Here is a 24,603-nt window from a genome sequence, read left to right as displayed (position 1 = left end):
CCGGCGAAATCATCCGCGAGCTGACCCTTGACCCCAGCCGCGACTACCAGCCACAACACCCCAGGAAAAACAACAGTGGCCCTACGTTTCCGTAGGGCCACTGTCGCCGATGTCTTGCGACATCACAGTGGTCGGGGTGACAGGATTTGAACCTGCGACCTCTTCGTCCCGAACTCCGGGCAGGCGTGCCGGAAGGCTCCACTCCCGCGATCGAGTGGCCAGTCGAGGTCAGTCCGCGCCGATGCCGGGCCTGCCTACTGCTGTACTTCTCTGCGGTACCTTTCCGTTGGACGAGCGCATGCGCGGCCCTCCAACGCAAGCGTGGACACATCTCAATGCGCAGGCCGCAGCACACGCATGGTGACGCCAACCACCGCCCTGGCAGCGGCCTTGATGACTCGCGGAGAGGGCACCACGCGGCGGCTCGGCCCTTTGTGCCACCGTGGAGCCGTAACGGCGCGCGCCGAGTTGGCTCGAACGGTGCGCCTGCTGCGCACAAGCTCCAGCGCCGACCCGCCACTGACCAACCGTGAACGTCTGCAGCGGAGAGTCGATGCCGTTCGATCGCGCCAAACTGCCCCATACTGGCCGGGTGCATCTAGCCTGAGCCCAGGCCGGGTGAATGACCACACGAGGAGAAGAATCAGGATGGCGGGGGAGCTGCCCGAGAAGGGTAGACAGATCCGTCTCAACGGTGGCCTCGTGACTGTGAGGGACGCGGATTGGGCGGATGACGGAGCAGCGGAACTGTTCGTCATAGATGGCAACGGCGACCCCCAAAGGTTGTTGCTGGGCGCAGCCCAGCTCGAAGTTGCCCTCGTGCCGGTGAACGACAGGGGTGGCGACTCACAACGGGCGCTCGCGTGCCTCTGGGGCCGGTGGATGCAACATGCTGGGCCGCGTATCCGCTCAGCCGTACTCGCGACCCGGCCCCTTCGCCCATATGCACATCAGGATGATGCAGTCCATGGGCACATGATCAGCCAACCAAAGTTGCGCTTCCTTCTGGGCGATGAGCCCGGGACCGGCAAAACGATCATGGCCGGCATGTACATGACAGAGGGCCGTCGCCAGGGCCTCATCCCAGGCCGCAGTTTGGTGATAGTCCCCGCGCACTTGGTTACTAAATGGGAGCGCGATCTACGGCGGCTCTTCGGGGTGGAAGCAAGGCGGGTTACCGCTGCGGTTGCAACGGAGCCTGCGGAGCTGGACCCTCGATATGACACGTGGGTGGTCTCTGTCGACCTCTACACTCACAACATGGACGTCCGGCGCAAGTTGGCCGGTCCCCGGGCCTCTTGGTCGCTGGTCATCTTCGATGAGGCGCATCGCCTTACTCCGAGCAGCCAAGCGCTCTCAGCTGCGCGACAAATTTCAGATGTGGCGCACCACCTGCTGTTGATGACAGCCACGCCGCACCGGGGTAAGGAGCACTTCTTTCGAGGGCTAATGAATTTGCTCGATCCCATTCTCTATCCGTGGGATGCGCGCCAGCGGGACTATGACACTTCCCTCATCCCAAGCAAATTGTCATTTCTGCGGCGGATGAAAGAAGAACTAATCGATCATGACGGCAATAAACTCTTTCCGCCACGATTCTCGGAGACCGTGCCTATTCGGTTGAACGGCCAGGAGGCAGCGGCCTATGACGCTGTCATGGACTATGTCGAAGTGTTCTATGCAGACCATGCGACTTTAGCTCGCTCGATCTATGGCAAACGGGCGGCCTCCAGCATTGCGGCCGCCGCCGCGACGGTCCGACGACGGGAGCTCTCCCTCAAGGGTGCCGCACACGGCCGGTCAGCGGTGATGCTGCCGGAGGACCTTATAACCATCAGCGGCCTTGGCGAAGCGGCTGAAGACGATGACGCGTGGTTGCGAGCGGAGGACGCGCTTGTAACAGCGAAGACTCGGGATAAGGCGGCAGAGCTCAGTCGCGTCGCCTCTCTCCTGTCGATTCTAGAGGCCGCGATGATGGCGGGTACCCCATCGAAGTGGGCGTCTCTCGAAGAGTTGATGCGGAAGCACGACATTTCACCCGGGTCCGGGCAACTCCTGGTGTTCACAGAGTTCGCTGACACTGCTCGATGGCTACGAAAGATGTTCGAGGAGGCTGGCTTCTCTACAGACCTCCTCGAAGGCTCAGTCGATCCTCGAGCTCGCGACAGTCTTCAGGAGCGTTTCCTTTCTGGGTCATTCCAAGTGCTGGTGTCCACCGACGCTGGAGGCGAGGGTATCGATCTGCAGTCGGCCCACGTAATGGTGGACTGGGACTTGCCTTGGTCAATGGTCCGTCTAGAACAGCGCATGGGTCGACTTCATCGGATTGGCCAGCAAAGGGCTGTTTACGTCTATCACCTCGTTGCACCGCATACTCGCGAGGGTCGCGTACAGGAGGTCATGCTCCAGAACCTTGACGCTGCGTCCGAAGCTTTGGACGGCAAGCTGTACGACTTGCTCGACGCGACGGCCGCCAGAGCTGGTTTTGACTGGGGCAAAGCGATGGTCGACGCGCAGGCTGGCCGGCATGTCAACATTCCGAGTTCCGCAACGCTGATTGACACAGCCCGCGAGATGGTTGAGGACGAACGCGGCCTGAGTAGTCCCGTGAACGTTCGCGACGCTCTGGAACGATTCGCGGCTGATCGGTTGGAATCAATCAATCCCGTCATTGTCGATGCGATGGTGGATCAGCTCGCCTTGGCGGACGGTTGGAGGCTGGGCCCCGGTCCGGCCAAAGGCATCCGGGCGATCGAGGCCCGACCCGGATCCCTGCTTCCGTCCGCCCTGGGCGGGCAAACATCAGGTCTGGTGGCCGCAGATGGAGCGTCTGTCCGCCAGGCTATAAATGACGGAGCGGCTGGCCTCGAGGAAGTAGTCGTTCTTGGCCCTACTGAACTGCCGTTTCAAGAATTGGTGAGCCATGCCTTGGCCATCGGCGAGGCAGACCTAGTGCGAGGCGTCGCACTGGTTGATGAGTCGTCTCTGACGTCATACGTCATCGCGCTGTTCGACGCGGACATTCAACTGCACGATGGGGCTGGCCGAGTCACGCGAAAGGCTCCTTTGCTGATTCGCTGCTCGGCGGGTCAGGCGCTCCAGATTGCGTGGGAATCACTCATGACACTGCGAGCCACCAGGAACGGAGACGAGCAATCGCTTGGACCAACAACCCTTTCTCCTGCCCTTCGGTACGACGCCACCGAAGCGGCAAAGAGGCAGCTGCGAGAGCAAGTTCACACGCTCGTCGACGAGCGCGAGGCCTGGATCCGGGCAGCCAAGGGCCAACTGGACGCCACCCAGTATCGCTTCGAAGAGTCCATCGCGAACAGACCGACGTCCGAGCGCGCTCAGCTTCTGTCGCAGTTTGAGTTGGAGAAGGCCGCGCGAGTAGCTGTCCTCAATGAGATATCTCAAGTAAATGCCAGCGCGGTGCGGCTCGTCGGATGGGCGAGTGTTGCCGGGACAGCGCGCGCGGAGGAACTCGGTTACGATCCAGATTCTGAAAAGATTGCCATAGGCGCCGTCGTGACTGAGTTGGAACGACTCGGGTTTGACGTCGACGATCGCCAGAGTGCCGGGCTCGGCTATGACCTGTATGCGCGTCACAGAATCTCCAGGGAGCAGCGCCTCATCGAGGTTAAGGGTGCGCAGGCGGGTTTGCGCGGCGTGTGGTTAGAACAAAATGAGTGGGCCCAGGCGCAACAACGGGGCAAAGAGTACTGGTTGTACGTCGTGGACTCGTGTGCTTCCACGCCTACTATTCGGTTGCGTCAGCAGGACCCCGCGGGCGTACTCGGAATGGGGCCGCGCCATATTGAGCGTTTTCAAATACCGGTTTCAGAACTCAAGCGTTTGATCGGAGCACAAGCATGACGGCCAAGGTGGAGCACCTTGAATCGAATTCAGGGATCCCGGGCGTTGCTACTGGCGGTGATTCACCGGGACGTCTGATCGACCAGTGGTTTCCGTGCCCCGAGGTCGACGAGGCAGTGGGCACACCGATGGGCTCCGGGAGGAGCGAGAAAGCACTCTTCACGTGGTTTGCCTCAAGGCCGATTGCACAGGCGAGGGCCGCGGTGCTCTGTTCGTTGCTCCCGGACTCCCCAAACAACCGTGCGGACATACGGCGATCAGTGCTTTCAGGGGATGAGCGCGCCTTGTCCAGGCTGCGCGAGCGAATCCAGGCGGAATACGGCGGTCGTTCTCCTGTAGTGCTAGATATGTTTTCGGGAAGAGGCATAATTCCGTTGGAGGCTGCCCGGGCCGGCGCGTCAGCCATCGGAACCGATCTTTCGCCGGTTGCAACTCTGGGCGCGAGGCTTCTCGCTGATTTCCCCCTGCGCGACTGGTCAGATGAGCCGCCGCTTCCTTTCGCCGGGGCAGACGCTGAGGCCGGGGGTGAGGAGCACGCGGGTCCGACTCAGCGTTTCGATGCGTTCAAGTCGGTTGAGGAGGAACCTCGACTTGTGTCCGACGTTCGCATCGTTCTTGCGGAAGTCCAGCGTCGAGTCCTTGCAAACGTTGGCCCACTGTTCCGTTCGGCGGACGAGATGGAGTTGCCGTGGGCCTACCTCTGGGGGGTGACGATTCCGTGCGATGGCTGCGGGAGGCGCTTCCCCATGGTGGGTTCGATGGTTCTGCGCCACCCCTACACGCGAACTCGGGACATCGGCCAGTCCCTGACGCTGCACGCCGCCGGCGACTCATGGATAGCTGACGTCGAGGACGGCTCCCCTACCCAGGCCCCGACCTTCGCTGCCGCACCCGGCTCGCGTGGAAAGTCGGCGCGCTGCATTTTCGCAGATTGCAGGCATGTGCACAGCCTCGATGTAGTGAAGGCCAAGGGCGCGGCCGGGCAGTACGAGGACTCGATGCTGGTCGTCGGTGAGATCGATGAAGAGACGAATCGAAAGATCTTCCGAAGGCCGACGCGGGAAGAGTTCGAAGCGCTGGAAAGAGTACCTAATTCACCACTTCGTGAATTGATCCCAACAGAGCGGATTCACCCCGGGAACTCCAATACCATCCAGGCGATGGTGTTCGGCTATCAGACTTACGGTTCGCTAATGAACGATCGGCAGGCGCTCCATTTCGCGGCTATTGCATCTGCCATCCGACAGATCTACAAGGACCTTCGAGAAGTCGTGACCGAAGACTATGCAAAGGCACTGGCCGGATATTGTGCCGCGAACCTTCCGCGCCTCACGCGCCGCGCGACTCGAGGTGCCAACTTGTTGGCCCACGGAAATCGCCTCGGTACTGCTCAGAACAGGTGCCAGGTTGGCGACGTCTTTTCGTCCCAGTCAGTTCTCAAGCATCAATTCGACTATATCGAGGCAGGACCCGGTGCTGGCCCTGGCACTTGGGGATCTGTCTCAGTGTCTCTTGTTAACGCGCTCAAGAAGGTCATGGTCGAGAACGCCGTGGGAGGTCGGCCGGCCCGTCTGAGGCGAGAGTCCGCCGTTGCCTTGCCATTTCGGGATTCAACAGTCGATGTGGTAGTGACAGATCCTCCCTACTACGACATGATCACCTATGCCGATTCCTCAGACTTATTCCACGTGTGGTTTCGTCGCGCCCTCTGTGACGTTATGCCGGATCTGTTTGACGGGCGATTGGACGGTCGGGACGGCCTGCAGGACAAGTCGCAGGAGATCATTGTAAAGAGTAAGGGTCGCCGAACTGAAGGCGAGCATCGTACTCAGGACTACTACGAAACCATGCTCGAGCACTCTTTCGCAGAGGCCCGTAGAGTCCTAAAATCCGATGGTCACCTTACGGTCATTTTTGGTCACTCCGACCCCGAGGCATGGAAGCGCCTGTTGACGGCTCTTACGGACGCTGGCTTCGTAGTTACTTCCTCTTGGCCCTCGAGAACCGAGACAGCTGCAACTGGTGTCGCGACCATCTCTGTGACGGTTTCAATCGGGGCCCGTGTAGCTCCGGCGGGGCGACCCGTTGGCATTGCCGCTCAAGTTGATGCCGAAGTGACTACAGAACTGAAAGAGCGCTGTCGCACGTGGGATCAGGACGGGCTAGCTCATGATGACCAGCTGATGGCGTCTTATGGGGCGGCCCTACAGGTGGTCGGTCGCTACGGCAAAGTTCTCACTCCGAACGGGGAGGTCGTTGAACTCGAGCACTATATGACGCTGGCGCGCCGAGCGGTGCGTGACGCAATCGCGTTGAGACTCGATGAACAACCACTAGAGACGTTTGATCCGCACACGCGCCTTGCCGTCTTCTGGCACGAGCTTTACGGCCGTGACACAGTTCCAAAGGGCGAGGCCAGGTTCTTCGCACAGTCAGACGAACTTCGTCTGGAGGATCTTCGTGGCCCGATCTTGGAGGAGACACGGGCGGGCTTCCGGCTGCGGCACGACGCTCCCGAGCTCTTGACGCCCGCATCGAGTGCATATGAGGTCGTGCGGGGCATGTCTTCTGCGCAGCCCATGGGAACTGACGCAGTCGCCGCGTGTCTGGCAGACGCGGATCGGACCGCAACAGACGCGCAAGTTTGGGCTCTGGTGGATTGGCTGGCTACGAAATTGCCTTCGTCTGATCCCGTGGCGATATCCCTTGCCGCTGTCAAGCGCAACATTGGAACCATTCAGGCCAGCGTCGCCACCCAAGCCGCCCGCGAGAAGTCCGCCGACCGCCTGACCCTGTTTGAGGAGAAGTTGTGACAGCGCAAGCGTCCACTGATATCTGGCCTGGCGTTCTCACCCTACGTGATGAAGTTCGCCAGACGGACGGCTCTGTAGGTGAACTACAGATGAGTTTGGCAAAGGCGGTCTATCAGACGGTCCCCGTCCCTTACTCCAGAACTAACTACTACACGGATATTACCCAGCCGACGCCGTTGCTCGTAGGCTTCTTGGGACGTGTAGCTCGACGACTTGGGGTCCGCGATGTGGAGGCACAGGCGCTTTTCCATCTGGACCAAGGAATGGGTGGTGGGAAGAGCCATGCCCTCGTAGGGCTGTGGCACATGATTCACTCCCCTGAGCGGTTCTTTGAGTCTGACCTCGGGAAGTCGGTGGCCCAAGAAGCAATGGCCGGGGGACATGCCCTTGACCTTTCCGACGTAGCGCACGCGGTCCTCATCGGTGATTCCATGTCTCCCGGCAGAACTGATCCGCGATTTGGCCCCGCGACTGACCTTTTTGGGAGGCTTCTCTGGTTGCTATTCGATGGGCAGCCTGATCGCCTGGATCGGTGGCAACATTATGTGGCGCTCGGTCCCAATAAGGCAACGCTCCAAGATGTGTTTGCAGAGATTGATCGTCCCATTCTTATCATCATCGATGAGCTAATGGATTACGCGATGGCGCTGACAAACCAGGATGCAATCGGTGGTCTGCCGGGTGAGCAAGGCTTCCTGAACGCGTTGGCTGATGCCGTTGACGACCAGCCCCACGTGGCGTTGGTCGTCGTAATGATTCGGAGCGACGAGGATGAGGCCGGGTACCATCCGGCGGCAGAGGAGATGCGCGAGTATCTGTCGAAGCGACTGCAGCGGAACGGAAAGACCGTCACAGTAACGGATCCATCCGATTTCGCGCAGATCATTCGCCGACGACTGTTTGATCGTGCAGAAGTTCTGGAGCCAGCAAGAGCGGTCGCTGCACGGTTCACAAACGCCGCTGAGGGACCATGGGCGGATAGCGTTTTCAACAAGCTTGGGGCGGGAAAGGGAATCGGTCGATTGGCGGACCGAATCATGGAGACCTATCCCTTTCATCCTGACCTTTTTGACCTCGTGTCGAAAGAGTGGTCAGTCGTTCAGGCGTTTCAACGAGTGCGTTCCACTGTGGCCATCTTCGCGCGAACGGTGCTCCACTGGACCCTAGAGTACGAGCAGGGGCGTTGGTGCCCACCGCTCATAGGACCCGGAGACATCCCGCTCCAGACCGACGCGCTGGAAGAGTTGCTATCTTCGGGAGTTTTAGCAGGGAACGATCGAGCGATCCAAGGGTACCGGGCGGTTGCGAATACGGACATCATTCGTTCGGGCGGTGGGGCTGGAACAGCGCATAACCTGGATGAAGCACTTCGCCAGGCCGGGGTCGATGCCGGCCAAGTTTGTCCGGCGGTCAGGATGGCAGCATCGTGCTTCGCATACAGCTTGGTGCCTCGAGCCCAAGCCGCAAGGGGCGCTACGAAGGCGGAACTCCTGGCGTCGATCTTTGTCCCAGGCGTGGAGTACGCCTCCGCGGAGGAAGTGTTTAATGCCCTTATCGCAAGCCCAATAGACGGCGGATTGGGTGCCTTGGAGCACTCTAGCCCCGCCGCCGGGCGGGGAGCGTCGCGGTACTACCTGTCGATTAAGCAGACGCTCAACATGTATCACGCGAATGCCATGACCATGGTTAGCAGCGATAGGGCACTGGAGCGAGTGTGGCATCGTGCGCAGTCGCTCGCGTCTAAGGGGATGTTCACCAACCTGCAGTTTGTGGACGATCCAGCCAGCGCCGGCGGGACATCCTCGCCATTCGTCTCGGTGGATGGGCAAGACAATCGCTTGGTCGTTGTCGATCCTCGCCGGTGGACTCTGCTCAATGGAAACGATGCCGCGACCCGTCGCGACATCGACGAGGCATTCGGCGTTGTCCCTGGACTGGCGCCTACCTATGCAGCCTCGATGGTCATCGCGCTGGTGAACACGCAGCGGCGTGCTCGAGCCCGGGATAGGGCGAAGGATCTCTTGGCGTGGGAAGGTGTTGTTGACTATCTAGATCCGGAGAATGAGGAGTATTCGGAGGCTTGCTCGCGGCGTGACGAAGCGCGTCGAAGACTGGACGTGGATATTCGCTGGGCTTACCAGCATTACGCCTATCTTCTTCGGACTTCTGCGGGTCTAGCGGTTCAGTACAAGGCCGTCCCGGATGGCAAGTCGGCGCTTAACGGACAGGATGTGTGGACGGATCTTGTCGCGTTGGGACGCGCCGTCGCCGCGGGAGGAATATCGCCGGACTACATTAGTCAGCTAATCGCGTCGGGAACCTTTGGGCGTGACCTGACGCCGAAGGAACTCTTCACGCTGCCGTTTAGCAACCCCACTTGGCCCCTTGTTGCGACGATCGAAGACCTACGCGCTGTCCTATTTGAACTTGCCACTGGGCCAGATTGGATGCTTACCGACAGCGACGGAAACGAGGTGCGCCCCGGGAGCCCGGCGCAGATTCAACCGGGTTCCATGCAGCAATTGCTTCGGCCGAGGCCCGCGTCCACGGGGGAGGCGTCCACTGAACAGGGCGACGACTCGGCGCAGGCGGATCACTCGGAGCGATCGGGTGAAGCAGCTGACGATGGTGAACATCGCCAGGACGGATCGGACACGGAGGGGCGGGGGCAGAACGATTCCAGCGGAAGCGGAGGTGCCTCGACGGAGGTTGGTTACGAGGTCACCAAGCTCAGGTTGCCACTGACCTCTGTCACTGACGATGCAAGGCGTGAAGCCGTGTGGGCGCTGCTTCGTGAGGTTGCCTCGGTTGCCGATCCGGCGCGAAGGAATGTCGATCTGCAGATGATGGGTCTTGAAATTACAGTGACCGCCCGCGTGGGTGACCTAGTAAGCGCCCAGACAAAGGCAGGCACCATCCCGGGAATGGTTGTCACCGTTGATGCGGACGAGTTGTGAGGGCGGGGCTGACCGAGGCATGAGGCTGAATATCGCCTGATGCCCGCCACCCATGGCCTCGAACCACACTTGCGCGAATGCACGAGCGATGCGGTCCCCTCGCCACCCTTGAAGTACCAGCCGAGGACGGCGCGACAGCGCCGCCCGCAGGCTGTGCCGCGGCGAAGCCGCGCCTTGATCCCATAGAGGCTAACTCGGCAACGTCACGTGCTGCGGCGGTACTGGGGCGCCTTAGTCTTTCTTATCGGACGCGCCGGCCGTCTGGGCTCACGTAAAGGTTTCAGGCGCGCCCTCTACGCTCTGTATATGGCGACACAGACCTTCATCACCCTGATTGACGACACCGATGGCACCGAGGCAGCCGAAACGTTGACCTTTGCCCTCGACGGAGTGCAGTACGAGATCGATTTGAACGACAAGAACGCGAAGGCTCTCCGGGACACGATCGGCACGTGGGCAGGGAGGGCCCGATCTGGCGGGAAGCCAACGCAATCCCGACGAACTATCAAGGCCGTGGGCCACTCGCGGAGCGCGCTCATCCGTGCGTGGGCGGCAAAGCAAGGCGTCCAGGTTCCCGCTCGTGGTCGCATTCCTGGTGAAGTGCAGCAGCAGTACGACGCAGCTCACTAGCCAAGCCAGCCATGGCGCGCCGTGATCCGTGGCCTCGCATCGCGGGCGCCATGCATACCCTTGTCGTGTGTCCTACCCAGGTCGCCCGGTCCTCGACGTGCTTCAAGAGTTTGTTGGCACTGCATCTACGCGTCAGACGCCTGAGCAGCGTGCGCGCCTACTCGCCTTCTGCGCCGAGCAGTATGTTGCGGGGCGCTCTATTCACGAACTGGCAGAACTGACTGGGCGTACTCAGTCGGCGGTGCGGCGCGCCCTCGACCAAGCTGGAGTGCGGCGTCGACGCCCTGGCGCGCGCCCAATGACCGTGGCCCCCGATCAAAGTTTCTGATCGGGGGCCACGGCTGTCGCCGCAGCATCGGGTTGCATGCGGCGGCGCACCAGTTCGAGGCTCCGCTTTTTGAAGCGCAAGGTCCGCGCCTGAATGGGAGCAGGCGGCGGACACGCCGACCTTGCGCCGGGGTGGGGTGAGCGCGACGGTTCGACGTCGGAAACCCACAAGCGTGTCAGACGGCGCGCAGGTAATTGACAGAACTGGGTTTGACTGATCATGGTCCTGCAACTCACCCCCGGCCGCAGGACGAAGAGGAGCCCCCGCCAACTGTGATGTCGGGCGGGGGCTCCGTCCTGGCCGTCAGGTGGCGTGGGGCGCCTGGCCAGTTTCCTGCGATCGGGTCGCACAGGTGACGCTAGGTCACGGCGCCGACACAGGTCATGTCTGCCGCTTGGGTGGGTCGAGGAACACGCGAGCGCGCAAGCCGTGCCACGCGGGTTTGCGCAGTGACGACGACGGCGGTGGCCACTCACTGTTCGCGCGAGGCGCCGTACGCATCCCCGCACGGCGGGTCTTCGATCCAGGCCAGGCGCCTGAGGTGGGCAGTGGTGAGGCCCTGGAGCTCAACCATGCTGCGACGACTCCCTTCCTCGTCTGGGCGCCTGAAAGGGACGTGCACCCGAGGTGCCCGTCCTGCGCAGCTCAGCCCGAATCTCTTGAATCCCGGGAAACCAGCGGGTGAACAACGGCAAGAGGCGCTTCAAGACTTGGTCACGTCTCGGCGTGTTTCTTCGTCCCTCGCGGGGGTGCCGCGGTGGTCTGGATTGGGCGATCTGCCCGACTCCATCCAGAAGGGGACATCATGAGCACCATCGCGACGCTGGCCACCGCTGCCGGCACGACCGGCCTGCAGGGCTGGATCAAGTCCAACATCATCCCTCTGTTGCTGCTCCTCGTGGCGACCATGTTGTTCGTCCTCGCACAGCGTGGGGACAACGCGAAGGCCATGCGGGTCGTCGCTGGAGTCGTCATCGCTCTGGCCGTCCTGGGACTGGCGACGAGCGGTCGTGCGGACAGTCTCGGGGCGTGGATGGCCTCTCTGGTCACGGGGTGACGTCACCGTGCGTCTTCCCGTCGACGACGAGATCTACAACGTCAACTCCGTCTGGCTTGGCCCGCCTAACCGGACCTTGCCCTTCCGAGCCCGATACAGCGCATACATGGTTGGCGCGGTCGTGTTCGTTCTGCTCCAGATGGTCGAGCGCCGCTTGGGCATCGGTCTCGGGTTCTTCTCCCTTGCCTACAGCCTCCTCGCGACGGTCGCGCTGACCCGGCTCATCCTGTCGGTCGTCAATCCTGACCGGCCCCTCGGAGCCGTGTTGGCCGCGTTCGCGCACGAGGTGTCTGCACCGCGTGACAACCCGAAGGTCGCGATGCACACAGTCCGCCCGGCTCGAGTGCGTGCCGTCCCCTCGCGCCCGAGCCGGGCCCAACGCAGGGCACGGCGCAACGCCGAGCGGAAGGCCGCTGGCGCCCTGCGAGAAACCACCACCGAGGGGACCTGGACATGAGCGGCAAGCGGGGTTTGGCGTTGCGTCGAATCTCCGGTCACTGCACGGTCACGGCGCAGAAGGTCATGGCGTGGTACCTGCTGGACCCGCAGGGCTGGTCCTTCCGCCCGGACGGCGTCAGGGAGCAGCTCATCGTGGACGGCGCCGACGTGCTGTCGCAGCTGGCCAAGCGAGAGGTACACCTGCGTGTCACGACCCGCCCCTATCCAGTGGCGAAGTGGGCCCGCGACCACGATGCCAATGCGCCCGCCCCTCTGCCCGCGTGGGGGAAGCACCTCACGACCGACCAGTACCGTCTCGCGTCCCTATCAATGGCGGACAAGGAGGTGTACCTCGGAGTCGAGATCCCAAGCCGGAGCCCGCTGCTCAAGGCGCTCGGCTCCATCGGCGACAGCCTGAGCGACACCCTCGGCGGCGCCGTCTCGCACCGAGAGGTCACCGCTCTCGAGAAGCAGATCCGGGCCACTGACGAGCTCATGAGTTCGCCCGGGATCGAAGCGGCCCCCGCCACACCGCAGCAGCTCGAATGGCTTCTGCACCGCTCGTGCTCCCTCGGGCTGCCCGCCCCGCTGACTTTGGGCGGTGTCGACGACTCGGCTTGGGACTCCGACGATCTGGGCGAGTTCACCGACCAGGTGAACTGGTTCGCCACCCCCTACGGCCGCACCATTCGCGTGGTCGGCGAGCATGACGAGCGACGGATCGAACGCCACGTGTGCATCCTGTCGGTCGGGCGAATGACCGACCTGGAGATCCCGCCGGGCATTCCGTGGATGCAGCGGACCGACGAGCTGCCGTTCCCGGTGGAGTGGTCCGGCCGCATCCTCGTCGAGGACGCCGCAAAGGTTGGAGCGGCGATGCGCCGCAACATCCAGAAGATCCGCGCGCAGGCCAACCACTACGAGCTCGAGCACCACGAGCCCGCACCCGGAGCCCTCGAGCGCCAGGCTAACCGCGCCCTCGCGGTCGAGGACGAGATCTCGATGGGACTGTCCGGGTTGTCGACGCGCACGACCGGCTGGTACCGCATCGCCGTCTCCGGGGCCACCGAGGACGAGGCCATCGACCGGGCCAGCCTCGTGCGCAAGCTGTACGCGCCGCAGATCACGATCGCTCGCCCACAGGACCAGTACGCGGTCGCCCGTGAGTTCATCCCCGGCGAGCGTCTGGGCTCCACGGCATACCGACGTCGTATGCCTGTCACGACCGTCGCTGCCGCGGTTCCCGCCGCCACGGCCACGGTCGGCGACAGGGTCGGGATCCACCTCGGCCAGACGTCCGGCACCTCCGCCCGGGTCGTCACGTGGGAGCCGTGGCTGGCGACCGAGCGCGAGGAGGAGTCGGGACTCGCGGTCCTTTGCGCGGGCCTCGGCGGCGGCAAGTCCACAGCTGGCGGCAACATCATCTACCGCACCGTCATCCAAGGGGTCCCGTGGACAGTGCTCGACCCCTCGGGACGGCTCACCGCACTGACCCAGCTGCCCGAGCTGACGGCATACTCCCGCGCCGTCGACCTGCTCGACGCCGCTCCAGGATCCCTGTCCACTTACCGCGTCATCGCCGAGCCGGACAGGCAGCACTATCCCGACGAGACCGCGTGGCGGGCCGCGATGGAGCAGGCGAAGGATACAAGGCGGCTCCTCACGAGCAGCGTGCTGCGCGCGATGCTGCCCAAGCAGCTGCAGGAGCACGTCCTCTCGGAGGTCGCTCTGATGCGTGCCGTCGGGGCGGTGCCCGCCAACGCCTGGTCCGCCTGCGATCAGGTCGTCACCGCCCTCGCTTCACTCGACCGAGGGCCCAATGGTCAGCCCACCGGCGACACGGAGCTTGCCCGTCACGCCGGCTACATGGCCGACTTCCTCCGGGAAGCCGCGAAGACCAGTCACGGCCGCCTCATCTTCCCGGCGGGACGTCCGCCCGGCGAGAGCGACGCTCCCCCTCTCCTGACCGTGTACTCCCTGCGTGGTCTGGCACTGCCCGACGAGAGCACCCGAGGGGGCGAGGATCTCGACGAGCGCCTGTCGATGTGCGTCATGTACCTCGCCGCCTGGCTCACCCAGCGCGGCATGTACTTCGGCGACGTCCACGCCCGAAAGGGCATCTTCATCGACGAGGCGTGGGCTCTGTCGACGTTCTCGAGCGGCCGCCGGTTCATCGACCGCGCCGCGCGCGACTCGCGCAAGCACAACACCCGCGTCCTCATGGCCTCCCAGAATCCGGCCGACCTGCTCAAGCTCGACCTCGCCAACCTCTGCTCTGCCGCCTTCATCGGCCGCCTCACCGGTGATGACGCGCAACGCGACGCGTTGAGGTTCATCCCCGGCATACGGGAGGGGCTCGGCTACGAGCAGATCTTCGGCACCCTCTCCCGGCCATCCCGAGACGGGCTGCGCGGACCGAGGGAGTTCGTCTTCAGCGACGGATCGGGCGGCATCGAGCGCATCCGCATGGACCTGTCGGCCCACCCGCACCTCCTCGAAGCGCTCAACACCACCGCTGCACCCGAGAAGGCCCGCAACAGGATGCAACGTCTGGACGCTTCGTCAGGCAAGCCCGGCCACGCAGAGAGGGAATATGCGGCTGGCCCGGGCGATCAGGACGAGAGAGCGAGCGCGTGACATGTCTGCCATCCACCTCCGTCGTCTGATGGTCGCGCTTGTCCTCGCCGCGGCGGGCACGCTCACGCTGACCGCGCCCGCCTCGGCGCATCCAACGTTGTCCGAAATGGTGCCCGTCGCCCTGCCCGCGGCCCCCTGGGACTGCAAGTCCGCGCCAACGGCATCGTTGCCCGACACCGGCCTGCCGGGCTTCTTTGACCCGGCTCCGGACCCGATCCCCGCGAAGGGCGACCCGTGGGCGCCTCACCGCACCACCACGCTCTACGACCAGTACGGGTACGCCGGGCTCGGGTGGAGCACCTACGACACCGGTTGCGTGGGCGGACTGGGCGAGATGGACGCGACCATCGACACGTTCATCGGCAACACACTCATGGGCGGCGGCGTGTGGATCAGCTCTGCTACCAACGGAATCCATAACCGCGTCGCGCACCCCGAGCAGTACATGAAGCCGCTCGACAACGTCGTGGGAACCGTGACGACTCGCCTGCATGACGCGATCTGGTCCCCATGGGGCATGGTGTCATTCCTCGGCGTCGCCGCCTTGCTGCTCTTCTACTCGATCAGCGGACGGCTTTCGGCGGTCATGTCCGGCGCGGTCTGGGCGCTTTTCGTCCTGGTCGTGCTGTCTGGCGTCTCGCAGTACCCGACACGCGTCGCCAGCTTCTTCGACCAGGCCGTGACGGGCTCGGTAGCCACGGTGAACCAGAGTGCTGCGGGACTCGCGGGCCCGAGTGCGGGGGACCCGACGCGTGCTCAGGGCGCCTTGATCGTCGACGACATCCTGTACCAGTCCTGGCTCCGCGGGGAGTTCGGTGATCCCGCGAGCCCTGCGGCCAAGAAGTGGGGACAGCTGCTGTTTCGCGAGTCGACCTTCAGCCGCGCCGAGCTCGCCGCCGCCCGCTCTACGCCCGACGGCGTCCAGAAGATGACCGAGCAGAAGGCCAACGACTGGGTCGCCACCACTCAGGAGATCCAGGACCAGGACCCGCTCGCCTACGCTGCGGTTCAGGGCAAGGCGAAGGGCCGCGCAGGCGCTGGGTTCATGGCGCTGGTCGGGGTGACCTTCACAGCAGTGTTCAGACTGATCGCCGACATCTTCGTCTTCGCCGGCTTGGTCATGCTGCGACTGCTCGTCATGTTCTTTCCTGCAGCCGCCGTCTTCGGCGTCATCGCGCCGATGGCGAGCATCGTGAGGCGAATCGGCAACATCGCGGGAGCGTCCGTCGTCAACGTCATCGCATTCGGGGTCGGCTCAGCCATCCACAGCGTTGCCATCGCGGCCATCATCACACAGGCCAACAACGCCGGCATGGGCATCCTCTCCCTGATCCTCTGCCTGGTCGTCTCGCTGGCGGCGTTCACCCTCCTGATGCCCCTGCTGTCGCTGACGAACATCCTCGGGCACACCTCGCAACGCTCGATGCTGCGCACCGTTGGGCGGACCACCCTGGGGTACTTCGTCGGACGCAAGGCCGTCGATGACGGCACGGAGGACGCCGCCAAGAAGACCGGAACGGCAGCCCCTGAAGGCGAGGAGCGGCAGAGCCCAAACGGCCCGCGCGACGTCGGCCCGGCACGCTACGTCCGACGGGTCAACCTTCCGCCGGAGTCCATCGGTAGGCGCTTCGACACCCTCACAACGGCTCAGCCCGAGATCCCCGACACCGAGCGCCACGTCGGCGGCAGGGTCGTGGGCGCGGGACACGCGCTCCCCAGCTCCGTGCCGACCAGCGGGCAGCGTGTCCCCGATGTGGGAGCGACCTTCGCGGCAACCGCCGCTGTGTCGCGGGTGAGCAGCCCGGAGACCGGCGGCATCGACACCCCAGCTCTTCACGAGCCGAAACGCCCCCTGCCCGGTCGCGGCATCGAGGGACACCTGGTCGACGAGGTGCCCTCTGGGGTGAAGGTCCTGACACCCATCGCGCGCACGCACGATTCGCACGCCGAGGTGACGGGACAGGGGCTTCGCATGCGGATGTTCGACGCCGACACCAAGTCGATGGTGACCGTCGAGCCCAGCGACTCCGAAAGGGGTCGCCGCCATGAGTAGCCGCCTACAGCGCCTCATCGAGTGGCCGCTCTGGTCGTGGAGACACCTGAGCGTCTCTGTGGCTGCGCTGCTCGTCGTGCTCGCACTGGTGGGCAAGGCCTCGAGCGTCCTTGCGCCACGAACACCTCCCTCAGGAGCGGTTGCGACCCCGGTCGCCCCAGGGCCTTCAGCATCGCTCGCGGGCACGCCGACGACCACGCCGATGCCGGCAGCAACTACGTCCGGCACCCACGCACCGGCTTCCACCGGAACCGCCACGAGCCATCCTTGCCAAGCAGCCGCAGCAGCTTTCATCAATGCCTGGGTACGAACGGCCCTGCCGCCCGGGGAGTGGCTGAGCGGCATGCGTCCGTACGCGAGCCCAGAGTTCATGGTGCAACTGAGCCGCGCCGACCCCACGCGCGTGCCAGCAAGCAGGGTCACTGGCCAGCCGGTAGCGGTGCAGACGGCGGCCGACACCACGGTCTTCCGGTTCGCCACCGACGGGGGCCGTGTCGACGTCTCGACCAAGAGGTCTGGGGCCTCGTGTCTGGTGAACGACATCGAGCCCTCAAACGATGTTCCCGGCGCCCCGAAACCAGCGCTGACCCCCCTGCCGGCGGACGGCTGACATGGTCGCGCCACTCGTTGTCGCGGGCCGTGCCTTGGTGTGGCGCAGGCTGCGTCGCATCCTCATTGCCGTCCTGCCGATCGTTCTGGCAGGTGGCCTGGCGATGGTGTTGCTGGTGTCGTTGGTCGGCGGCTCCGGGCAGCAGCAGGCGCCCAGTGGTGGTGGAGGTGGTTGTCCCGGGGCTGCCATGAATGCGACAAACGCGACGGTCGGGGTCAGGGGCCTCACTGACGAACAGGCCTCCAATGCGCGGACGATCGTCGCCGTCGGACGCGAGCTGAAAGTTCCTGCCTACGGCTGGGTCATCGCTGTCGCGACCGCGATGCAGGAGTCGAGCTTGGTCAACGTGCCCTTCGGTGACCGCGACAGCGTGGGCCTGTTCCAGCAGCGCAACGCGTGGGGAAGCACGGCAGACCGGATGGACCCCGCCAAGGCGGCGCGCATGTTCTACACCGGCGGCCACCAAGGACAGCCCGGGCTGCTCGACATCTCCGGCTTCGACCGGATGTCGGTCACCGATGCCGCTCAGTCGGTGCAACGCAGCGCCTTCCCTGGTGCCTACGCAAAGTGGCAGCCGCTCGCCATGCAGGTCGTCGGAGACCCGACCGTGCTGTCGGCGGCCTGCTACGCGAACGCTGCATTTCTCAGCGACGGGACGGCCGGTGGAAAGGCTGTCGCCGCCGCTCTCGCAGAAGTCGGCGTGCCCTACTCCTGGGGTGGCGGCACAGTCTCCGGACCCAGCGTTGGATTCGGAGCAGGCGCCGGAGTCGTGGGGTTCGACTGTTCTTCTCTGGTCCAGTACGCCTGGCACAAGGCGGGAGTCGACCTGCCGCGTCTGGCCAGTGCACAGGCCGCTCGTGTCATCCGTCTACCGTCAGACCCGAAGGCATGGCGGGCAGGCGACCTCGTCTTCCTCCACACCCCGGGCGATCCACCGGACTACTTCCACCACGTGGCGATGTATGACGGCCAAGGAGGCATCGTCCACGCTCCACGACCGGGCCTGACGGTCGAGGTCGTCCACGGCTTCCTGACCGTGGACTACTACAAGAGCGAGCTCGCGTTCGTGGGTCGCGTGTCTCAGCAGGCGCCCGGCGCTGCGGGAGCGGCGAGCCATGGATGAACTGACACCTCGCGACGTCGACACACGCTTCGGCGCTCTGGTCGGCGCCTTCGGCTGGGAAGACCGGCCCGCCAACGACCCGGCGATGGGTGTGCCTGCCCTGCTCGTCCGTCGGCTGCGGGTCGGTGATCCGGCACCGGCAGGCGCTCGAGCTCGGTTCCTGATGACGACCTTCGAGGACGGTGAGCTCACGGCATACGGCTGGCGCGCCGATCTGCGGATCGGATCCCCTGAGGTGGTGGACGCCCCTGGCCTGAAGGAGCCCGGCGTGCAGCTAGTCGAAGAGCGGGAGTACTACCTCAGATCCGGCGAGACGTCCGTGTGCGTTGACATCTCACGTGTCTGGGTCGAGGAGCTCGTGCGGGTTCCGAGCGATCAGATCTCTGCAGAGGGATCCTGGTTGCGACCGGTTCTCGAGGATCCGAACGCACCTCGAGTCGAGCCACTGAGCTTGGTAGCCGGCCGGCCACACCTCCTCGGCTCTCGACTGGTCCGCGCCCTGGCCAACGGCAGGTACGACGTCGACCTGCGCGCCGTCTCGGGCCCGGTGATGAGCAGCGACGGAACGCTTGCTGTCGCCGCGGTCAGCGAGGCGCAGTGGTACCGCTGGCATCAGGGCAGCTACACCGAGACCGACCGAACCGTCGGGCACATCCCAGCCACGGAGCTCTGGGTCGAGTGAGGCCAGCGGAGTGCGCCATCCGCCGTCACGGCGCGGCCAGTCTTGTCCCAAGACTCACGGTCTATATCGTTGTCCTATTCATCAGTGCATGGAAGGGCAACATGGCGGAAGTTGGATTCGAGCTGCGGCGGATCCGGGAGGCGGCCGGCATCTCCGGATCGGCTGTCGCACGCGACCTGGGTTGGTCCCAGTCGAAGATCTCTCGCGTGGAGACGGGTCGCTTCGGGGCTTCAGTCAGCGAGGTGGCCGAGCTTCTCGCCTACTACGGGGTCGCCGAGGAGGTGCGCGCCGAAATCTTGGGGTCTGTTGCGAGAAGCAGCGGGCTCGAGGGTGCGTGGGTGGTCAGCGCCGGAGGTGCACCACGACGTCAGGCTGCGGTCGAGGCCATCGAGTCCCGGGTCAAGCGGCTCAGTCAGTACCAGACCTCCTGGATCCCCGGCCTGCTGCAGACCGCCGCCTACGCCAACGCAATCTGTCAGGCAGCCGGCCTGAAGGCGAACTCCGTCGTGCCGGCGAGGCTCGAGCGTCAGCAGCTCCTCGCCCACCGTCGCGGCGTGCGCTACGAGGCGATCCTGGACGAGTCCACGTTGCGCCGCTCCCCACGCGCCACATCGGCGGACATGGCCGAGCAGATGACCCACCTGCTCGAGCTCCTCGACGTCGGCTACGTGGACGTGCGAGTTCTCGAGGTCGGGGGAGTGGTGCCCACATTCGCTGCCGGGTCATTCGTGCTCTACGAGTTCAAGACGGGATCTCCGGTGGTGCTCTGCGAGAACCAGACCGCCGACCTGTACCTGTCTGCGGAGCGCGACATCACGGCATACCAGAAGCTCTTCCGTGGGCTGCACAAGAACGCTCTCGACGTCGCAGGCTCACGCCGGGCGATCGAGGCCGCGCGGCGCCATTGGGCGTCGTGACTCGATGAAAGGGGATGTCATGGAAGCCGACTGGAGCGCTGCAACTTGGCGGAAGTCCGTGCATAGCGACACCGGCGCCTGCGTCGAGGTGGCTCAATCCGCGGGACTAATTGGCGTGAGGGACTCGAAGGCAAACGGTTCTGGACCGATCCTCGAGTTCACGAGCGCCGAGTGGTGCGCGTTTATCAGCGGCGTCTGCGACGGGGAGTTCGAGTACGACCTCCTGAAGACGTCGGGATGACCGAAGCCATGGAGAGCCAGCAGCCAGTCGACGCTTCGCCAGGGCGAGGTCTCAATCGGCTGCTGGCCTCCACAGGCGTATCCATCGCCGGGCAAGGCATGGTGCTCGCGGCGGTGCCGCTCTTGGCAGCCCGGCTGACCAGTGACCCCTTCGAGGTCTCGCTGACAGTTGCGGCTACGTATGCCGCGTGGCTGGTCGTGGGTCTACCCGCAGGAGCACTCGTGGATCGGTGGCCGCGCCGCACCACCATGGTCATATCCGATGTCGGCCGAGCTCTTGTCGTGGGTGCGCTCGCGATCGCAGTCCTCACCGGCGCCGTGCAGTTGTGGGCACTCGTCGCGTGCGTCTTTCTACTCGGCATCGCGGGCTGCTTCTTCGACCCCGCTGCGCAGGCCGCGCTGCCGCTCGTCGTCGGCCGTGACCAGCAACGGCTTGCCACCGCCAATGGGCGAATCTGGTCACTTGATCTATTTGGCCGCAGCATGGTTGGGCCACCTCTCGGAGCCGCACTCTTCGCCCTCGGCGCCTCTATTCCTTTCTTCGGCAATGCAATCGCCTTTCTCATTTCCGCCGTATTGCTAGTGGGGCTTGGTCGGATGGTGCCCCCTCCGACCGTGGCCGAACACCCGCCTGTGCTCCGATCAGTACGTGAAGGCCTCAGCTTCCTCGCCCGCCACACCGAACTGCGGCTGCTCACGATCGGCATGGCCGTCTTCAACTTCGTCTACAACGTCGCCTACTCCACCCTCGTCCTTTTCGCGCGCGACCGTCTGCACGTGACAGAGACCGGCTTCGGCTTCCTTTTGGCGGCTTCCGCCATCGGTGGCCTGGCGGCGGGCTATTTGGTGCCCAAGATTCGACGGCAGCTGCCGGCCCGAGGCATCTATGGCGCAGGGCTGCTGGCGCAGGGTTGCGGCTGGGTGCTGGTGCTCGTGTCGCCGAACCCGTGGGTAGCAGGTCTCGCGCTCGCCTTGGTCGGGGCTGCGTCCATGTCGGTCACAGTCCTCGGGGGGACTGCTCGCCAGCGGCTCACCCCAGACGAACTGTTGGGACGGGTGAGTGCCACGACTCGGGTCGCCGGTATCGGTGTGGCGACGCTCGGGGCGATGACTGGCGGCATCATCGCCGGCGACAGAGGGTTGTCCGGTGCGCTGATTGCTGCAAGCGCGCTGGCAGGGCTCGCAGCGTGCCTGATGGTCATTGCAGGAGGCTCGGTCGTTGCCCACGACTTCGGTGGTTCCCGTCGAGCAGGCACCCCCAACGATCGCTCAGGCTGACCACGATGCCGCCTCATCGTCGGCGGTGCGTCACAGTGGTCTTGCAGGGGTTGTCACGGGCCTCACATGGGACCCGCTGGACTGACAGCAAAGTCGGTGCTAAGTTGGTACAGCGGACCCGCCCCACACACGTGGACAAGCGGGTCTGCTTCTTTTCCACTTCAGATCTGAAGCGGACCGCCGTTCACGTCCCGGCCGCGAAGGAAGTCGTCGTACCAAGTCCGGGCGAAGGTCTTGGTGGGGTTCGGGTTGAGTGACTGGTACGCGGTCCACGCGACTAGGTCGGCGATCTGTACCCACTGCGAGACGTGGGAAGCCTGAAAGATCGGGTCTTCGATAATCCGTCGGTCAGCCAGCTTCATGTTGCGGTGCGCCCGGAAGTATGTGGGGTCGGAGCCGTCTCCATCCATGGCGACGGATGCGAACTCATCGGCTTCCTCGAGTCGGCGCGTGAAGTGCTGGATCAAGTCGTCGTAAACCACTCCGCGCTCGCGGTGATACGCCCGGCCGCGGGCGTCGGTGATCCTATAGACCGCCCCGACCGCGATGTCCGTGTTCTGGCCGATGGCGTCGAGGGCTTGACGGACGGCCCGCCGACGTTTGCTTTTCGAGGCGTTGACTTCGCCGTTGGTCGACGGCATCTTGCGCCCTCCGACTAGCGGCGCAGCGTGGAGTTCGGCCGCCGGGGGGATCTGAAAGTCGGCGTACAGCTGCTTGCGCAGGTCGAGCCAGTGGCGAAGACCACCGCGCCAACAGGACGGAGTGACCTCTACCCAGGAGAAGACGATGTGGCCGTCGTTGGGCGAACCCGAGTCGTCGAGGTAGAAGAGCCGAAAGCCCGGCGTGCTGGGGATGGGCGCGTTCACGAGTCTGCCTTCTTCCTGGGCCGCACTGCGACCTTCTTGCTGTTGCCCTTGGCGTGCGGAGGCGTGATGCCCTTTGTCTTGCTGGGAGCCACACCGCGTTCGTCAGCTTCGAACGGCCCCGCGAGTGTGTAGATGTTGACTTGGGTCGCACCCGTCGGTGACAGCGGCGCCTTCTTGACTCGCTTGTGCACCTCAAGAAGACCCAGGTCATGCAGCGTCTTCAGTCCGCGCTCAGCGGTGTCAGCCGAGAAGCCGTACCACTCCGGCATGCGCTCGGTCGGGAGTTCAAAGCCCGGCTTCTCGTGGAGCGCGACAAGCAGCATTGCGGTGGCGGGCAGGTCCAGCTCGTCGTACCAGCGATCAGTCCAGAAGCGGTTGCTCAGCTTGAGGAAGCGGTCCGAGGTGCCATCCGGCCGCGTATACGCAGCTCCGGTGCCATCAGGGCGCAACAGGGTCACCGTCACTGCACGAGCCCTGCCGCCGCGCTCGCGGATGATGAGGTGACGACCAGCGAGTCGGGACAGGACCTTGGTCGCCGCTGTTGAGGCAGATCGGCGGTCGGCGGCTTTGGTCGTGTCGAACACTCGCGCCCAGACCGCGAGTGGCAGTGTCGTCGACCAGCCGTTGTCACCTTCGCCGCTGCTGATGATGGCGTGTAGGAACAGGAAAGCGCGCAGCCCGCGTAGGTCTCCGTTGCGGATAAACTGGGCGAGCGGTCCGGCGCGGTTGGTCGCTTTCTTGTCGGGGTTCTGGACGAAGCCCTTGTAGATGGGGGCGAACGGTCGTTTGGCTCGCACAAGAAGATGGGTCCGGGTTTCGTCTTCGTTAGCCGGGTCCTCGTCCGCGAGATATGCATCGGCGCCGTCTCGGTCGGGCGGGCTCGGCTTCGTCATGGCGTAAGCATGCGGCATCAGAGCGGTGGAAACAAGCCAGATCACGCTGATCAAGACTGCCGGGCCAGCGGGTGTAATGCTAGAGCCGTGTCAGATCGTGCAAGGACCCCGTGAGATCTCCGTGTCATTGCCTGAGTCAACATCCGCGCAGGCATGGCAGGCGCGATGGGCAGGACCGCTGATGCCGACGCCATCGCCTGCCCCTGCGACCATCTCACCTTTCCTTGCGAGCGACGACGCCGGGTTTCTCAACCTTGCCCAAGGAGGTCGTCAAAGAACCGGGTCAGGAGCTCCGATCTGGTTTCGGCGTCGACGAACTCCGCGCCTCCAAAGCGATAGACCTCGTAACCGAGCAAGCGCAACATTCGGTCCTCGGCGACCATGCGGGCGTAGGCGCCCGGGTCGGCCGTCCCGTCGGTGCGCGCGTAGTGGTGTCGCCCGTCGACCTCAAGCACCACCCTACGTCGGCCAGGAAGGAGGAGTAGGAAGTCCATCCGTTGGCGGAATAGCGGTGCGGCGACTCCTCGTCGATGCACGTAGGGGTCGTAATGGAGGTACACCTGTGGGATCAAGGCGGGGACAGTCGGGTCACCGGCATACCTGGCGGTGTACGTGCGAAACAGAATCCGCTCTGGTTCGCTATCGACGAGTGACTGGTTCATGCGCCGCCACAGATGGTGGCCCGCAACGCTGAGCTCGGTCGTATCGAGATGCGTCACCGCCCACCACTCCACCATGTCGCTCCACGTCAGGCCGGCGTCCGTCAGAGGCCTGTCGTAGAACAGGCAGTACTGGCCATTCTCGACGACCTCGATGGTGTTGTTGATCGCGTCTCGCAACACGATCTTCGGCTTCGGGCCGGTCGACGCAAAAATCAGGTTTCGCATCTCGCCATCGACCCCGCCAAGTCCCGTGGGAGTCACTAGCTCCTGCAGTGCCTCATCGTCCCATTCGTCAAGGAGCCGCCGAGCAATCTTCAGCAACTCCGTCATGGGCAAGCCGATGAGGCGACTCTTCACGTAGGTGAACTTGCTTCGGTAAGGATCTTCGTCGGGTGCTTGGTCTGCTAGGCCGAGGGACGCGCACCAGGTGGCAATGTCGTAGGCCTTGACGTTGTTGGCGACGGACGATGCGATCGCGTCGCGCATGCTCTGAGGCTTCGCCGTGGAGATCACGTCCCAACCTTGCCACCCCTGCAACCCGAA

17 protein-coding genes are annotated in these 24,603 nt (G+C 64.2%); 14 read left to right on the top strand and 3 right to left on the bottom strand.

Annotation, left to right across the window (positions count from 1 at the left end):
- Window positions 1-357: 357 nt before the first annotated feature.
- The 14 genes from ABD297_RS21790 (at window position 358) to ABD297_RS21730 (ending at window position 21,639) form a co-directional block, all read left to right on the top strand.
- On the top strand, window positions 358-3,876 hold the full coding sequence (locus tag ABD297_RS21790) for a helicase-related protein (protein WP_344257233.1): 3,519 nt from the start codon (window positions 358-360) through the stop codon (window positions 3,874-3,876).
- Window positions 3,873-6,689 carry a hypothetical protein gene (locus ABD297_RS21785; protein WP_344257232.1) on the top strand — a complete coding sequence of 939 codons (2,817 nt, stop codon included), beginning with the start codon at window positions 3,873-3,875 and terminating at the stop codon, window positions 6,687-6,689. The genes ABD297_RS21790 and ABD297_RS21785 overlap by 4 nt, the downstream gene beginning before the upstream one ends.
- An 89-nt stretch (window positions 6,690-6,778) precedes the next feature.
- Entirely contained in the window at window positions 6,779-9,646 is a 2,868-nt protein-coding gene (locus tag ABD297_RS21780; protein WP_344257231.1) for a DUF499 family protein, read from the top strand.
- Window positions 9,647-9,952: 306 nt separating this feature from the next.
- Window positions 9,953-10,276: a histone-like nucleoid-structuring protein Lsr2 gene (locus ABD297_RS21775; RefSeq protein ID WP_344257230.1), complete on the top strand. Its 324-nt coding sequence runs from the start codon at window positions 9,953-9,955 to the stop codon at window positions 10,274-10,276.
- A gap of 28 nt (window positions 10,277-10,304) precedes the next feature.
- A complete protein-coding gene (locus tag ABD297_RS23760; protein ID WP_425581208.1) occupies window positions 10,305-10,604 on the top strand; it encodes a helix-turn-helix domain-containing protein in 300 nt (99 codons plus the stop codon).
- A gap of 805 nt (window positions 10,605-11,409) precedes the next feature.
- Complete coding sequence (locus ABD297_RS21770) at window positions 11,410-11,661, top strand: hypothetical protein (protein WP_344257229.1); 252 nt, start codon at window positions 11,410-11,412, stop codon at window positions 11,659-11,661.
- Between the two features lie 7 nt (window positions 11,662-11,668).
- On the top strand, window positions 11,669-12,118 hold the full coding sequence (locus tag ABD297_RS21765; protein WP_344257228.1) for a hypothetical protein: 450 nt from the start codon (window positions 11,669-11,671) through the stop codon (window positions 12,116-12,118).
- The gene (locus ABD297_RS21760) at window positions 12,115-14,736 is read left to right on the top strand and encodes an ATP-binding protein (RefSeq protein WP_344257227.1); all 2,622 of its coding nucleotides are present in this window, start codon (window positions 12,115-12,117) and stop codon (window positions 14,734-14,736) included. The genes ABD297_RS21765 and ABD297_RS21760 overlap by 4 nt, the downstream gene beginning before the upstream one ends.
- 1 nt (window position 14,737) lies before the next feature.
- On the top strand, window positions 14,738-16,789 hold the full coding sequence (locus ABD297_RS21755) for a hypothetical protein (protein WP_344257226.1): 2,052 nt from the start codon (window positions 14,738-14,740) through the stop codon (window positions 16,787-16,789).
- 611 nt (window positions 16,790-17,400) lie between these two features.
- Window positions 17,401-18,522 carry a C40 family peptidase gene (locus ABD297_RS21750; protein WP_344257225.1) on the top strand — a complete coding sequence of 374 codons (1,122 nt, stop codon included), beginning with the start codon at window positions 17,401-17,403 and terminating at the stop codon, window positions 18,520-18,522.
- Between the two features lie 163 nt (window positions 18,523-18,685).
- Window positions 18,686-19,204 (top strand): hypothetical protein, encoded by a 519-nt coding sequence (locus ABD297_RS21745; RefSeq protein ID WP_344257224.1) that lies wholly within the window; start codon window positions 18,686-18,688, stop codon window positions 19,202-19,204.
- Between the two features lie 101 nt (window positions 19,205-19,305).
- The gene (locus tag ABD297_RS21740) at window positions 19,306-20,121 is read left to right on the top strand and encodes a helix-turn-helix domain-containing protein (protein ID WP_344257223.1); all 816 of its coding nucleotides are present in this window, start codon (window positions 19,306-19,308) and stop codon (window positions 20,119-20,121) included.
- 19 nt (window positions 20,122-20,140) lie between these two features.
- A complete protein-coding gene (locus ABD297_RS21735; RefSeq protein ID WP_344257222.1) occupies window positions 20,141-20,362 on the top strand; it encodes a DUF397 domain-containing protein in 222 nt (73 codons plus the stop codon).
- A complete protein-coding gene (locus ABD297_RS21730) occupies window positions 20,359-21,639 on the top strand; it encodes an MFS transporter (RefSeq protein WP_344257221.1) in 1,281 nt (426 codons plus the stop codon). Before ABD297_RS21735 ends, ABD297_RS21730 begins: the two co-directional genes overlap by 4 nt.
- A 161-nt stretch (window positions 21,640-21,800) precedes the next feature.
- Here ABD297_RS21730 and ABD297_RS21725 read toward each other — a convergent pair whose 3' ends face one another.
- From ABD297_RS21725 to ABD297_RS21715, 3 genes are all read right to left on the bottom strand, one after another.
- Entirely contained in the window at window positions 21,801-22,505 is a 705-nt protein-coding gene (locus ABD297_RS21725; RefSeq protein WP_344257220.1) for a DUF3800 domain-containing protein, read from the bottom strand.
- Window positions 22,502-23,398 carry a hypothetical protein gene (locus ABD297_RS21720; RefSeq protein ID WP_344257219.1) on the bottom strand — a complete coding sequence of 299 codons (897 nt, stop codon included), beginning with the start codon at window positions 23,396-23,398 and terminating at the stop codon, window positions 22,502-22,504. The genes ABD297_RS21725 and ABD297_RS21720 overlap by 4 nt, the downstream gene beginning before the upstream one ends.
- A 248-nt stretch (window positions 23,399-23,646) precedes the next feature.
- Complete coding sequence (locus tag ABD297_RS21715; protein WP_344257218.1) at window positions 23,647-24,546, bottom strand: hypothetical protein; 900 nt, start codon at window positions 24,544-24,546, stop codon at window positions 23,647-23,649.
- Between the last annotated feature and the right edge of the window lie 57 nt (window positions 24,547-24,603).

The sequence above is a fragment of the Terrabacter carboxydivorans genome, from assembly GCF_039532035.1.
Classification (GTDB): Bacteria; Actinomycetota; Actinomycetes; order Actinomycetales; family Dermatophilaceae; genus Terrabacter; species Terrabacter carboxydivorans.
Note: the sequence above shows the minus strand (reverse complement) of the source record. Positions and strands in the feature narration are given on the sequence as shown.

Bases quoted from the DNA above. Each gene is read 5' to 3' on its own strand.
- ABD297_RS21780 (WP_344257231.1), top strand. From the start codon at position 6,779: ATGAGTTTGGCAAAGGCGGTCTATCAGACGGTCCCCGTCCCTTACTCC.
- ABD297_RS21785 (WP_344257232.1), top strand. From the start codon at position 3,873: ATGACGGCCAAGGTGGAGCACCTTGAATCGAATTCAGGGATCCCGGGC.
- ABD297_RS21715 (WP_344257218.1), bottom strand. From the start codon at position 24,546: ATGCGCGACGCGATCGCATCGTCCGTCGCCAACAACGTCAAGGCCTAC.
- ABD297_RS21790 (WP_344257233.1), top strand. From the start codon at position 358: ATGGTGACGCCAACCACCGCCCTGGCAGCGGCCTTGATGACTCGCGGA.
- ABD297_RS21760 (WP_344257227.1), top strand. From the start codon at position 12,115: ATGAGCGGCAAGCGGGGTTTGGCGTTGCGTCGAATCTCCGGTCACTGC.
- ABD297_RS21740 (WP_344257223.1), top strand. From the start codon at position 19,306: ATGGCGGAAGTTGGATTCGAGCTGCGGCGGATCCGGGAGGCGGCCGGC.
- ABD297_RS21775 (WP_344257230.1), top strand. From the start codon at position 9,953: ATGGCGACACAGACCTTCATCACCCTGATTGACGACACCGATGGCACC.
- ABD297_RS21745 (WP_344257224.1), top strand. From the start codon at position 18,686: ATGACGACCTTCGAGGACGGTGAGCTCACGGCATACGGCTGGCGCGCC.
- ABD297_RS21750 (WP_344257225.1), top strand. From the start codon at position 17,401: ATGGTCGCGCCACTCGTTGTCGCGGGCCGTGCCTTGGTGTGGCGCAGG.
- ABD297_RS21770 (WP_344257229.1), top strand. From the start codon at position 11,410: ATGAGCACCATCGCGACGCTGGCCACCGCTGCCGGCACGACCGGCCTG.
- ABD297_RS21735 (WP_344257222.1), top strand. From the start codon at position 20,141: ATGGAAGCCGACTGGAGCGCTGCAACTTGGCGGAAGTCCGTGCATAGC.
- ABD297_RS21755 (WP_344257226.1), top strand. From the start codon at position 14,738: ATGTCTGCCATCCACCTCCGTCGTCTGATGGTCGCGCTTGTCCTCGCC.
- ABD297_RS21720 (WP_344257219.1), bottom strand. From the start codon at position 23,398: ATGACGAAGCCGAGCCCGCCCGACCGAGACGGCGCCGATGCATATCTC.
- ABD297_RS21730 (WP_344257221.1), top strand. From the start codon at position 20,359: ATGACCGAAGCCATGGAGAGCCAGCAGCCAGTCGACGCTTCGCCAGGG.